The 13,364-nt window shown below is 65.7% G+C and carries 8 protein-coding genes and 1 pseudogene; 4 read left to right on the plus strand and 5 right to left on the minus strand.

Annotated features, from left to right (window positions below; genetic code table 11):
- Window positions 1–20 precede the first annotated feature (20 nt).
- Genes mxcH through LZC95_39590 form a run of 4 tightly spaced genes read left to right on the plus strand, consistent with a single transcriptional unit; the run spans window position 21 to window position 8,004 of the window.
- Complete coding sequence (mxcH, locus tag LZC95_39575) at window positions 21–2,510, plus strand: TonB-dependent siderophore myxochelin receptor MxcH (GenBank protein WXA92538.1); 2,490 nt, start codon at window positions 21–23, stop codon at window positions 2,508–2,510.
- Window positions 2,511–2,523: 13 nt separating this feature from the next.
- A complete protein-coding gene (locus tag LZC95_39580; protein WXA92539.1) occupies window positions 2,524–3,732 on the plus strand; it encodes a hypothetical protein in 1,209 nt (402 codons plus the stop codon).
- 19 nt (window positions 3,733–3,751) lie between these two features.
- Window positions 3,752–4,636 (plus strand): ABC transporter ATP-binding protein, encoded by an 885-nt coding sequence (locus tag LZC95_39585; GenBank protein WXA92540.1) that lies wholly within the window; start codon window positions 3,752–3,754, stop codon window positions 4,634–4,636.
- Window positions 4,633–8,004: a hypothetical protein gene (locus tag LZC95_39590; GenBank protein ID WXA92541.1), complete on the plus strand. Its 3,372-nt coding sequence runs from the start codon at window positions 4,633–4,635 to the stop codon at window positions 8,002–8,004. Before LZC95_39585 ends, LZC95_39590 begins: the two co-directional genes overlap by 4 nt.
- Window position 8,005: 1 nt before the next feature.
- Here the strand turns inward: LZC95_39590 and LZC95_39595 are convergent, their stop codons facing one another.
- From LZC95_39595 to LZC95_39615, 5 genes and pseudogenes are all read right to left on the minus strand, one after another.
- The gene (locus LZC95_39595) at window positions 8,006–9,883 is read right to left on the minus strand and encodes a sulfatase-like hydrolase/transferase (GenBank protein WXA92542.1); all 1,878 of its coding nucleotides are present in this window, start codon (window positions 9,881–9,883) and stop codon (window positions 8,006–8,008) included.
- Between the two features lie 163 nt (window positions 9,884–10,046).
- Window positions 10,047–10,511 (minus strand): SUF system NifU family Fe-S cluster assembly protein, encoded by a 465-nt coding sequence (locus LZC95_39600; GenBank protein WXA92543.1) that lies wholly within the window; start codon window positions 10,509–10,511, stop codon window positions 10,047–10,049.
- A gap of 4 nt (window positions 10,512–10,515) precedes the next feature.
- Window positions 10,516–11,721, minus strand: coding sequence for a SufS family cysteine desulfurase (locus LZC95_39605; GenBank protein WXB00259.1), 1,206 nt, complete (start codon window positions 11,719–11,721; stop codon window positions 10,516–10,518).
- Window positions 11,722–11,862: 141 nt separating this feature from the next.
- Window positions 11,863–12,336, minus strand: a pseudogene (locus LZC95_39610) (nucleotidyltransferase family protein).
- Entirely contained in the window at window positions 12,320–13,345 is a 1,026-nt protein-coding gene (locus LZC95_39615) for an XdhC family protein (protein WXA92544.1), read from the minus strand. Before LZC95_39615 ends, LZC95_39610 begins: the two are co-directional and overlap by 17 nt.
- Window positions 13,346–13,364: the final 19 nt, after the last annotated feature.

Genomic DNA, 13,364 nt, shown 5'->3' on the forward strand with positions numbered 1-13,364 from the left:
CTCGAGTTGTAGCTCGTTCCATGATGAGACACGTCATCTGTGCTGCCCTGGTGGCGGCGAGCGCGGTGCTCGCGGAGGGCATCGCACGCGCTCAAGATCCTCCGATCGCGGAGACTGTTCTTCCGCCGGTGCTCGTCTCGCCCGTCGAGGCCGCGTATCCCGCCGAAGCACTTGCGCAACGCGTGGAGGGGACCGTAGTGCTGCGCCTCACCGTCGATGCCGACGGGCATGTCTCGGCGGCCGAGCCCGTGCAGTCCGCAGGATACGGCTTCGACGAAGCGGCGCGTGAAGCGGCATTGCGTTTCTCGTTCTCGCCCGCGCAGAGAAACGGCAGCCCGGTCGCTGCACGTATTCTCTATTCGTACGAATTTCATCTCCCTGCGCAGGCGCCGCCCGAGAAAGTCGAAACGTCGGTCCCTCCCGCGGCGGTGGTCCCGGCCCCTTCCCCCAAAGGGGGAGGGAGTCCAGCTCCGACCGACGTCACGGTGAAGGGCAAGTCCGAGGCGGATCGATTGCGCAGCTCGGCGGAGGCCGTGACGGTCGTCGAGATGAATCGGGCCAAGCGCGAGTCGGCGGATTTGGGCGAGGTGCTCGCCCGCACGCAAGGCGTCGGCGTGCGGCGCGAAGGTGGGCTCGGTTCCAATACGCGCTTCTCGCTCAATGGCCTCACCGACGACCAGGTTCGCTTCTTCCTCGATGGCGTTCCCCTCGAACTCGCGGGCTACCCGTTCGGCATTGCCAACGTGCCCGTGAACCTGCTCAATCGGGTCGAAGTCTACAGCGGCGTCGTGCCCGTGCGCTTGGGCGCCGATGCACTCGGCGGCGCCGTCAACCTGGTCACCGATCGAGACATTCGCGGCACGCACGCCGGCGCCTCGTACGAAGTCGGCTCGTTCGATACGCACCGATTGACCCTCGGCGCGAGGCACTTGGACGAGGGCACCGGCCTCTTCGCACGGGCCAACGGCTTTCTCGATTACGCGAAAAACGATTACCCCGTCGACGTCGACGTCGCCGATGCACGCGGCGTTCTCACCCCCACGCGCGTGTACCGCTTCCACGATCGCTACCGCGCCGAGGGCGGCAACGTGGAGGCCGGCTTCGTCGATCGGCCTTGGGCGAAGCGCCTGCTCCTGCGCGCCTTCGTCACTGACTTCGACAAGGAGTACCAGCACAACGTCGTCATGACGGTGCCTTACGGCGGCGTGAGCTACGATCAAACGTCCATGGGCGCGAGCTTGCGGTACACGCAGCCGCTCGGGCACGGCGTATCCCTGGACGTCGTGGGCGGATACACCCGCACGCGCGGACATTTCCTGGACACCGCTACGTGCGTCTACGACTGGTTCGGCCGCTGCACGGGCCCGCGCCGCCGACCCGGGGAGTCCGATCCACTGCGCCCGCACGACGACGTCGTGTTCGACGACTCGGGCTTCGCCCGTTTCAACCTCGAGTGGCGTTTTCACCACGCGCACGCCCTCCGGCTCTCCGTCGCGCCCACGTACCTCGCGCGAACGGGCCGCTCCCAATTCCCCAGCGATTCCCAGGACCGCGATCCGCTGTCGGCCGACCGCAAGCTCTTCACCTTGGTGAACGGGCTCGAATACGAGGCCAATCTGTTCGACGGGCGCCTGCAAAACATCGCGTTTGCCAAGGATTACGTACAGAGCCTCGATGGCGAGGAGCCGCTGCCGGGCAACATTTTCCAGCGGCGCGATCGCAGCACGCATCGATTCGGTGCGGGCAACGGAATCCGTTACCGCTTTTCGCCTTGGCTTTACGCCAAAGCGTCGTACGAATATGCCACGCGCCTTCCGCGCGCCGATGAAGTATTCGGCGACAATGCTTTCATCATCCCCAATTTGAACCTCGAGCCCGAGTCGAGCCACAACGGCAACCTCGGACTGACGTTCGACGCACGCGAAACCCCGTCGGGCGGCTGGCGTGCGACGGCCAACGCATTCGTGCGCGAGGCGCGGAACCTCATCGTCGTCTTGGGCGACGCCCGTGCGCAGAGCTACCAAAACGTGTACGACGGACGCTCGCTCGGGGTGGAAGGATCCGCCGGCTGGACCTCACCCGGAGAATACGTCGTCCTCGATGGGAACGTCACCTACGTGGATTTTCGCAACCGCTCGCGCGAGGGCACGTTCGGCGACTTCGAAGGCGATCGGATTCCCAATCGACCTTATTTCTTCGGCAACGCATCCATGCGACTGCAAATGCGCAACGCATTGGCCCCGCAGGACGAAATCTCCCTCACGTGGAACAGCCGCTACGTGCACTCGTTTTTTCGAACCTGGGAGAGCATCGGCCAGACGGATTTCAAGAAAGAGATCCCTTCACAGTTCGTGCATTCGGTGGCCCTCGGCTATGTCGTTCGCAAGAACGCGACGAGCTTTGGCATGGCCGTGGAGGCTCAGAACCTCACCGACGAAGCGGTGTTCGACTTCTTCGGTGTTCAACGCCCGGGCAGGGCCTTTTACGTCAAAACCTCGGCTGACTTTTAGGAGAAGCACCGCAATGACGATTCGCCGTATCGCTTTTTGGGTGGCTGCCTGTCTTCTCGGTGTGGCGGGATGCAGCAGCGATGATTCGAAATCGAGCTCCCCTCCTGCGAGCAATGGTCCGGCCTACGCGGTCACCGGGCGCGTCTACAGTCCCGACTTTGCGCAGGTGACTTCGCTGCTCTGGCTGGTCAGCGACATCCATGGCGGCGAGGCCAAGCTGGATCAAGCCATCGAGCTTCCGGGCGGCGCTTCGATATGGGGCGTACCGCAGACGGGCGTCTTTTACGTCGTCAGCGCCGAGCAGCTCACCGTGTCGAAGTACGGATTGAAGGACGGACGACCCGAGGTCCAAGGCCGGCTCGGTTTGAACGGCGTGGGCATTGCCGCCCTTTTGGGCGAGAACATGCTCTTCGACGGGCCCAACAAGGGTTATCTCTTCGATCCCAAGTCGGGGCAAGCCCTGGAGCTCGATCTCGTCGCCATGCAGATCGTCCGGCGCATCAGCCTGGCCGAGGTGCTGATTGGCGGCTCCGAGAATACCTTTCTCGCGCAAAACGGATTTCGCAAATTTGGAAACCGGTACGTCACCGCCGTTTATGGCACCAGCGCGAACTACGACCACGTGGCGGCTGAATCGAAGATTCTCTTTTTCGACCCCACGAATGGCAACTTGGAGGTCAAAAAGGCACCCTGCGGAGGGCTGCTCTACACGGCGGGCGCGCCCAACGGAGACGTGTACTTTGCATCCGATCCGTACGTGGCCTCCGTGCATCTGATTTCACCGAACAATTCGCCCGCACCTTGTTTGGCGCGCCTGGCCGTCGGACAAGACGTACCCGATGCGACCGTGGTCACGCTCAACGATGTCACCGGCGCGCCCAGTGGCGGTTTGATTCCCGGCTCGAACGGCGATGCCTACGTGCGCGTGCTGGACCGCGCGCTCTATTCGCCCGCGCCTGGTGCCACGTACAACCAGGCCTTTTCGGCGACGGCGTGGCAGACGTGGCGCATCTCCTTGAACAATGCGCGGCCCGCCGAGCGCACCGATGCCGCGCCGCTCGCCGGTGGCATTACCGTCTTCGAGGTGGACGGTCAGGCCTACGAGAATGTCTCGACGGCGAACTTCGCCTCCACCACGTTGCGGCGCAGAACCGGCGATGGCGCGCCCGCCCTCGGTCTGGTGATGCCCGGTGTCACGTGGGGCATCGTTCGCGTCCGCTGATGGAATGACGAGGTTTGCCATGTCGAACGGTTTACTCGTGCGAGGATTGAAGAAGACCTACGCCAATGGTCTTCGGGCGCTGGACGGTGTGGAGCTCGAGGTCGGACCGGGTCTCTACGGCCTTTTGGGCCCCAACGGCGCGGGCAAAAGCACGCTGATGCGCACCTTGGCGACCCTGCAAACGCCCGATGCGGGGACCATCCATTTCAAAGGGCTGGACGTCCTCGCTTCATCCGACGGTCTGCGGCGCCGCCTCGGTTATCTTCCGCAGCAGATTGGCGCCTACCCCGGTGTGACGGCGCGCTCGATGCTGGAGCGGTTTGCCTGGTTGAAAGGGCGCACGGACCGGCGCGAGCGCGATGCCGAGATTGGCCATTTGCTCGAACGGGTCAACTTGACCGATGCGGCGCACCGCGAGGTGGCCACCTATTCGGGCGGGATGCTGCGTCGGTTCGGCATTGCCTTGGCGCTTTTGGGCTCGCCCGAGTTGCTGATTGTCGACGAGCCGACGGCAGGCCTCGATCCGGCCGAGCGCAATCGATTCCACTGCGTGCTGGCCGATGTCGCGGCCGAAGCCGTCGTTCTTCTGTCGACCCACATCGTGGACGACATCGAGAGCCTTTGCGGCAGGCTTTCCATTCTCGACCGGGGGCGCGTGGTCGCGAGTGGAACACCGGCGGAGTTGGTGCGGCCGCTGGAAGGGCGCATCTGGAGCCGCATCTACCCCCGCACGGAGCGCGCTCCCGAGGATGCGCTCAACGTGTCGGCCACGCCCGAGGGCACGCGGGCCGTCGTGGTCGCCGATGCGTCCCCCGGCGACGGCTTCGTGCCGCACACGCCCCGGCTCGACGATGCGTATCACCACGTTCTCGCGCAAGCGCGGCCGGCGAAAGAGGCCGCATGAGCGTCTATCGCATTTACGCCATGGAAGCGTGGCACGAGCTTCGGGCGGGCCTCCGAACGTCGCTGGTTCCACTCATGTTCGTGGGGCTGGTGGGCTACCTCTTCATGATGCTCTTCAACGCGGAATACCTGCGTCAGATGGGCGGCGCCGATGTGGCGCGCAACAGCCCGCACGTGATCTTCCAGATGACGTCGGGGCAGTCGTTCTGGCTCGTCTTCGCGTGGGCGTGGGTGTTCGCGCAGGTCGTGACACGCGACCGCGCCGCGAGCCTCCACGAGCTCGTGCTCACAACCCCGGTCTCGCTACGCGGGCTCTTGCTTTCGCGCTACGCGGGCGCGCTCGGGCTGGCCGTCATTCTCGGTTCGTCGAGCTCCATCGGGTTTCTGCTCGTTCCCGCCCTGGCCAAACTGGGAGCCTTTCCCGCCGAAGCCGTCCGGCCCACGCCATATGCGGCCATCGCATGGGCGTGGATTCTCTTCGTCGTGCCCTCGGCGCTCGGATTGGGGGCGCTGTATCTCACGGCGGCGTTGCGGACGCGAAGCTCGGCGGGGCCATTTGCCGTGGCCGCCGTGGTCATCTTGGTCTGGATGGTCGCGATGGTGGTGCTGCGCGGTGGCAGCGTTCACGCCGACATCGCGACGGTGCTGGACGTCAGCGGTTTTGGAGAAGCGGAAGCCCAGACGAAGCGCTGGACACCGCACGAAAAGGCCACGGCGCAATTGGCGCTGAGTGCACCGCTATGGATCAATCGCCTGCTCTGGACGGTGATACCTGCGGCCATTTTGGGCTGGGCACTCCGAAGGCTACGGCGGGAAACGCTCGTTCTGGAGCGGGCGGCAGTCCAAAAGAACGATTCCGTGCAGAAGATGAATGCTCTTCCGAAGAGTAATCTTTTGAAGAGCGCCACATTGCTCGAAGCGCGCTGGCATTTGAGCCAGACGACCAGGGGATGGGCATTTCGCGTGGCCATCGGGCTCTGGACGCTGATGAACGTGGCCGGCGCCTTTTATCACATGGTGGGGCACGCCGATGGGCCGTTCGTTCCGCGGGCTGCCATCCTCGCGCCGTTCCTGCTTCGCCTTTGTTACGTCTTTTCGTTGTTCACCGTCGCAGGTTTCGTGGGCGCACTCGTGCGACGCGACGACCGGGCCGGCTTCGACGAGATGCTCGACACCACCCCGGCACCGCTCGGCACGCGCGTGCTGGGTCGGGCCCTGGCCGCCCTTGGACTCACCTTCATCCTGGCGCTGTTGCCGACGCTCTCGAACTGGATCGTGGTCGGCCTCACGGCACCGTCCACCTTCGAGCCGTGGACGGCGTTGCTCGTGAATGCCCTCGTGGCCGCACCTCCGCTCTTGGAGCTCGGCGCGCTGACGTTCCTCGTCCACGCCCTCGTGCGCTCGTCGGGAACCGCCTACGCGCTTTCGATGCTGGTCGCCTTCATCGCGCTGCTCAACCACGAGCTGGACATCGTTTCCTATCCCGTCGCGCAGATCGGCGTGCCCATTCACATTGCGCTGTCCGAATTTGCAGGCTGGAGGCCGTGGCTTGGACCGGTGCTGCAGATGGCCTGTCTCAAGATGAGCGTCGTGGCCTTCACCATCGCGCTCGCGTGGCTGGCACACGTCCGCGGCACGGCGATCACCTGGCTCGCGCGATGGCGCGATGCCGGACGAAGGCTCCGGCAGGGCGCCGGGGTCCTCGGCATCGCAAGCCTCGCCGCGTCCGTCGTTTGTGCAGGGCTCCTACACGAGCGCATCGTCGTGCAGGCGGGCTTCGCATCCAAGACCGAGAAAAACGCCTCCGATGCAGCCTGGGAAAAGCGCTTTTGGTCGGAGGCCTCGCCCTTTTCGGTGGAGGGGGGACGGGTCGATGCGACGATCCGACCCTTGGATCGTACCGCCCGCATCGTCTGGGAACTCCGCGGCGTGCGCTCCGCGGGGGCGAAACTCCATGGCGGTCTGCGCGCGGGCATGCGCATCGAGGAGGCCCGTGTGGACGGCACCCCGCGCGAGGTGCTCGAGCAGGAGGAGCACTTCATGCTCGATTTGGGCAGCTGCGCGGAGCGCGGGTGCAATGTCCAATTGAACATCGCGATCACGGCCCCCGACTGGTTCGAGGAGAACGAGGCGCCATGGCTGGACGGCTCGGGCGTGTGGGCACGCGCCGCGGACCTGCTTCCGCGCTTGGGGATCGACGGCGAGCGCCCCCTTCGTTCGCCCTCGATGCGGCGAAATTTAGGCTTGGCGGAGAAGCCGCCGCCCATCGATGCAAAGGCCCTCGCGCCCATGTCGGGGGTCGCGCCCGCGGGGGATTGGCACTGGTCGGTGTCGTTCTCCAACGCGACAGGTTCGAGCTCGACGACCCAAGGTGAGACGCATCGAGGCCTCGACTTCGCCGTGGCCTGGCTGCCCGAGGGAGCTGGCTTGCAGGAGCGAAATGAAGACGGGATCACGGTGTGGCACGGAGCAACGCGCATCGATACGGCGCGCGAGGTCCTCGAGGACTTCCGCCGCATGCGCGAGTGCGTTCACGCGCACCTGGGAACGACACCGGAGATCACGAGCATCGTGCAAGCCCCGCGCGAGCGCGGCAAGCTCGAAGTCCACGGCGCGATCGTCTGGCTGCCCGAGGGCGAAGGTTGGGACGTCGCCTCCGCCGGCGTCGGGCGATCCACCCGGCGCGCCGCACTCGCCCAGGCCCTCGCAGCGCGCGCGCTCGCCGATCGCGCCGACCCACGCGGTGGGCCCGGCGCGCGATGGCTTCTCGACGGCGTCGCCGGGTGGCTCGGACTCGAGTGCGTCCGCTCGGCCGATGGCGTCGACCCATGGCTCGCGCTTCTCGCCCGCCGCAGCGATCGCGTGGCCGATTCACTCGGAGCACTCGATGCGCCGCTCTCGGGCCTTGCAAGCGACGGCGACGCCAAGTGGGTCCCTGCGTACGCGCCGCTGGAGACCCTCGCGTGGGCGCAATCCATCGGCCCCGCGGAGGCCGTGCGCATCGCCACGCGCGTGGCCGACATGGTGCGCCTTGGCGATACCGTGCAAACCGCGTTGGAGAAGGCCGCGGGGACCGATACGCGCGACGCGCTTTTGGGACCACCCGCGGCATCGGAGCTGACGGTCACCGTGAGCGAAGCAGGGGGCCCGCAGGCCCGCGGCCAACGCTTCCATTGGGAAAAAGACGACTGGCAGCCCGAGGCCAAGTCGTTCGATGCGCTGCAACGCTTCGACGACGACACGACGCCTTCGCGCCGCACACCGCTCCCTGCCACCTTCGATCCGCAGGCGCCCTTCGTCCTCTTCGACGCCAGGCCATCGTTCGAACGCTCACCGCGCGACAACGCGTGGCGGGCGGGATCGCGTTGACCTAGCGCGACGAAGCAAGCGGCCAGACGCGGTTCGCGAGCAGGATGTCTTCGTTGGCGTGGATGCGGACGATGGTCTGCCGCAGCGTCGCCACCTGTGCGGCACGCGCGGGATCCTCGATGAGATCGTTCTCTTCGTCGGGGTCCTGCGCGAGATCGTAGAGGTGCTCCTGCTCGGCCGACTCGTGCACGGTGAGCTTGTAGGGCCACTGCACGGCCGCGAGCTGGACCCCGTCGTACGGCTGCACCAGCGGAACGGGCGGCCGCGCATCGTCCGCCGCAACCAGCGAGCGCCCCATGAAGGGCGTCTTCGTGCGGATCTGGAGCAGATCGAGAATCGTCGGCGCGAGGTCGATTTGCGAGGCCGCGCGGTCGGTGACCACCTGCGGTGCCACGTGCCCTCTCCAACGAAGCGAAAAGCCGATGTGAAACGTCTCCTCGAAGGAGCCGATGGCATTGAAGTGAACGCCGTGTTCATCCGCCGGAAAGCTGTGATCGCCGACGAGGATGACGATGGCATCGCGCAATGCGGGCCTTCGATCGAGCTCCGCGAAGAAGGTGCCCAACCACGTATCGGCGGCGGTCAGCGACGCGGTGTAGTTCCGTTGGTATTTGCTGGAGTTGCCGTCGTACTCCGGATCCGGGACGTGTTTTGGATTTTTGTCGAACGGATAATGATGCGACGCATTCGCGAGCACGGCAAACTGGGGCCTGCCCGGCTCACGCGCCATCGTCGCATCGAGACCTGCGAAGAAACGCTGGTAGAAGACATCGTCCTGAACCCCCACGCCCCAGACGGTGCCTTCCGGCACCTGCGCGCGCTTCTGCGCAAAGCGAATATCTTCGAAACCAATTCGGGCAAGAAAGGTGTCGGCGGAATCGAAATCGGGCTCGTCGCTCGCCGAGTGGAACGAGGTGGCGTAGCCATGCTCGCCCATCACCTCCGGGAGGCAGCGCACACGCGTATTCGGGATGTCCACGAACTCCTTCGCGTGGATCATGGGAATGAGCGAGCAAAGTGTCGCAAAGTGCCCGCGACTGCTCTGCACGGAGTTGCCGTAGAAGTGATCGAAGGTCAGTCCCTCACGCCGGTGGGCATCGAAAACGGGCGTGAACGGATGTCCGTCGGGGCGCTTCTTATCGGAATAGTGCCCGCTCCACGACTCGAGGAAGAGAAGAATGACGTGGGGCCGCGGGACATCGGCGAGCCTGCGCGGAGATGCGCTGGGGATGGACTCGTGCACCAAAGGGAATTCCGTCCCGTGGACGCTGGCCGCGGCGGCCCGGCGCACGGCGTGGAAGCGGAAGGCCGAGATGGCAAAGTCGGTCAGCGACTCGTGGGTACGAATGCGCGCCACGGGCACGCCGACCAGGACGAGAAGGCATACCCCCACGGCCAGCCGGCGTGACCTCTCCGTTCCGCGCCATCGCTGCGGAGGCCAGCGCACGAACGCGCCGATGAACGCGAGCGGGAGGACGAAGAGAACGGCAACTTCCCATAGGTGCACGTTCGCGAGAACGATGCGACGTCCGAGGGGCGTGGCGATCTCACGAAAATTCGCGTGCACGAAGCCGTAGTCGAACGAGCCAGTCGTTTCGAACCGCGCAAAGTTGGCCGCGACGAACAAGAAGAACACCACCGCCGTGATCCGCAACGCACCGCGCGGTGTCCGTGTGACGAGGGGAATCACCCCGAAAAGGGCGAATACGGTTGCATACGTGAGCAAGACGCGAATCGTTTCGCCATTGCGCGCGACGTCATAGCCATCGCTCGCGACGAACGCGATGAGGAACACCGTCTGAACGAATGCGGGGATCCATAGGCTGGCAGGGATGGAACGCACCCGCGCGCCGATGGCGCCAACACGTGGGCGAATCATCGATGCAATCGATATAACGAGGTGGTCAATTTGTGTCAACGAGGCAACATTCGCATGACGGTCCGTGGACGGGTTGGCGTCCACCAGGCGGATGTCTGGCGACATGGGCGCGTAGCCCACCAGGCCGAATCCTCGATGAGAAAACTTCGTTGGGATTCGAAAACTAGAGCAATATCGCCGCGCGAAGGGCGTCCCAGGCCAATGTGGCGCACGCAATCCGCACGGGAAACCGTGCCACCTCGCGAAAAGCGACAAGGTCGCCCAAATCCACATCGGTCCCGTCACGCACCCCGTCACGCGCCCCGTCACGCGCCCCGTCACGCGCCCCGTCACGCAACAATGTCGCGAATTGATCGTGCAGACGGTGCACGTCGGCTCGATGGAGGCTTTTGACCGTCTCCGTCATGAGCGAGGCGGAGGCCATGCTGATGGCACATCCGCTTCCCTGAAAGGCGATATCTCGGACGATGTCCTCTTGGACGGCGACGGCAAGGACGATGCGATCTCCGCACGCGACGTTGCGGAGTTCGGCGAAGAGAACGCCCTCGCCGGTGAGCGCGCGGAAGTTCCGCGGGGCGCGGCTATGTTCGAGAATGGTGCGCTTGTACAGATCGCGAACGGAGGCCATCGCGCTAAAACACCGAAAAGAAATCGCGGGCGCCGCGCAGGGCCTCGGCCAGCGCGTCGACGTCGGCGTGCGTGTTGTAGATACCAAACGACACACGGGTGAGCGCCGAATGGCCGAGTTGCTCGAGAAGGGGCTGCGCGCAATGGTGGCCAGCCCGCACGGCGATGCCTTCCCCGTCGAGGAAGGTGGCCAGATCGTGCGGGTGAATGTCCTCCACGGTGAACGAGAGCAGCGGAATGCGCGTGGCCGGTGAACCCACGATCTGCACGCCGGGGATTTCCTCCAGGGTCGACACCGCATACTCGAGGAGATCGCGTTCGTGCGCTTCGCGGGCGGCCGCGTCGAGCCCGCGCAGGTAGCGCACGGCCGCGCCCAGGCCGATGGCCCCCTCGATGTTCGGCGTGCCCGCCTCGAAGCGGTGAGGCGGCGCGCGGTAGGAGGCGCCCTCGAAGGCCACATCGGCGACCATGTCGCCGCCGACCTGGTACGGCTCCATCTCCGCGAGGAGCTCGGCGCGCGCCCAGAGCACGCCGATGCCGCTCGGGCCATAGACCTTGTGCCCGCTCAGCGCGTAAAAATCGCAATCGAGGTCTTTCACATCGATGCGCACGTGCGCGGCCGCCTGCGCGCCGTCGACGACGAGAAGCGCGCCTCGAGCATGGGCCATGCGCGCAATTTCCCGAATGGGAAGCACCGTGCCGAGCACGTTCGAGGCGTGTGAAACGGCAACGAGGCGTGTGCGGTCCGTCAGGCGCGAGGCCAAGACGTCGAGGGACACTTCGCCCGAGGGCTCGATGGGCGCGACGTCCAGAATGGCCCCCGTGCGGCGGGCGACGATCTGCCACGGCACGAGGTTCGCGTGATGTTCCAGCGCGGTCACCAGGATGCGATCGCCCTGCCCGAGCCGCGGCATGGCCCACGACGCGGCCACGAGGTTGAGCGCCTCCGTGGCGCCGCGAACGAAGACGACTTCCTCCTGCGAGCGTGCACCGAGAAAGCCGGCGAGCGCAGCCCGTGCGGCTTCGTACGCCGCACTCGCCCGCTGCGAAAGCTGGTGAAGCCCGCGATGCACGTTCGCACAATCGCGCGCGTACACTTGGGTGACGGCCTCGATGACCGCGCGCGGCTTCAGGGCCGTGGCCGCCGTATCCAAGTAGACCAGCCGCCGCTCGTTCACTCGTTGTTCGAGCGCGGGAAAGTCGCGCGCCACGGCGAAAGTCTGCGCGCGGCGCAGATCGTCGGCGGTGTCGACATCGACCTCCCCACCGGGAAGATGCACCACGCGCACGAGCGCCGCGTGCCGCTCGAGAAGGTGCTTGCCCCCCTGTTGGTCCGAAAGGCCGGCGAGCTCCTCGCGAAAGGTGCCCGCGAACAGGGCTGGCACCCCCGCCGTGTCCGCGTAGCCACTGGCCACGATGGTCGCCCCATCGCGAAAGGCGGCAATCATTCGATTCAAATGCGCCGTCGTCACGCGAAGCTGATCGCACACAACGAAGAGAATCCCGTCTTCGGCGGGCGCATAGCGCAACGCATGCACACCGCATCGGATCGACGAGCCCATGCCGCGTTGCCAGGCTGCGTTGTGCGCGGTGCGCACCTCGATGCCCGCGAGCTCCGCGGCCATGGTCGCCTCGTTTGCACCGAGCACCACGGTGACCGACGCCGCCTCGGAGGCTCGTGCCATCTGAACAGTGCGGCGAAGCAGGCTCACGCCCTCGTGACCAATTTGGACGAGTTGCTTGGGGTGCCCGAGCCGGCTCGAGCCACCCGCCGCAAGGATCACGGCGTGGACCCTCTCCTGTCTCGCATCATGTGTCGCGGTCATGAATCGGCCCTCCGCGGTGGCGCAACGAACCGCCGGACCGCCCGTGCAGCACGGCATGGATCTCCGCCACAATCGACAGTGCAATGGCCTCCGGCGTCCCTGCCCCCACGTCGAGCCCCGCGGGGCTGTGCAGGTGCTCGGGGACCGGCCCGGCGAGCTCCTCGAAGAGCGCACGCGCGCGTTCGCGCGGACCGAGCAGGCCCACGTACGGGAGACGCTGCCCGGCGAGGCCGCGCAGAACCTCCACATCGGCCCGGTAATGGTGGGTCATCACCAGCGCCGCGCTCGCACGGGCCTCTGCGGCCGCGCGCGCCAGCCCTGCAATGGGCACGAGGTGCCTTTCATCGCAGGCGGAAAAGGCCTCATTGACCAGCGCACTCTCCCGATGATCCCAGAGTGCCACCCACCACCCCAGCGACTTGGCGCGGTGCACCACCGGAATGGCATCGGGCCCGCCCCCGAATATGGCCAGCGCCGTGCGCGGGGCGAGGTACTCCACGAAATAGCGTTTTCCCTCCAGGGCGACCATGCGCGACTTGCCAGATCGCAAAACTTCGGTGCATTCGTGTTCCAGCGCCGCGGCCGAGCGAGCCTCATCCAGCGCCGTGACGACGACGCCTGGCGACGGCGGGCGTTGATTCCAAAAGGCCAGCAGGCGCTCCAGCGGATTCGCACGATCATGTGGATCGATGCGCTCGATCACGATGGACAATTTGCCTTTGCAGCCAAGCCCGAGACCAAAATCGATATCGTCGTCGTCGCGCAAATCATAGACAACGAGACGACGTGAAACCTCGGGGGATAGTGCGCGCGCATGCTCGGCCAGGTCCTTTTCCAGGCAGCCGCCGCTCACCAGACCGATCACGCCCCCCTGCGGCGTGATGAACGCACGCGCCCCCGGGCGCATGTACGTGGAGCCTTCCACCTCGACCAATGTGGCCAGCAAACCGGCCTCGCCAGCCCGGCGCGCCGCAGCATAACCATCGAGAATGGACGAGAGATCGATCACGTATTGAACCTAACAAATG

The sequence above is a fragment of the Sorangiineae bacterium MSr12523 genome (genome assembly GCA_037157775.1).
GTDB lineage: Bacteria > Myxococcota_A > Polyangia > Polyangiales > Polyangiaceae > Pendulispora > Pendulispora brunnea.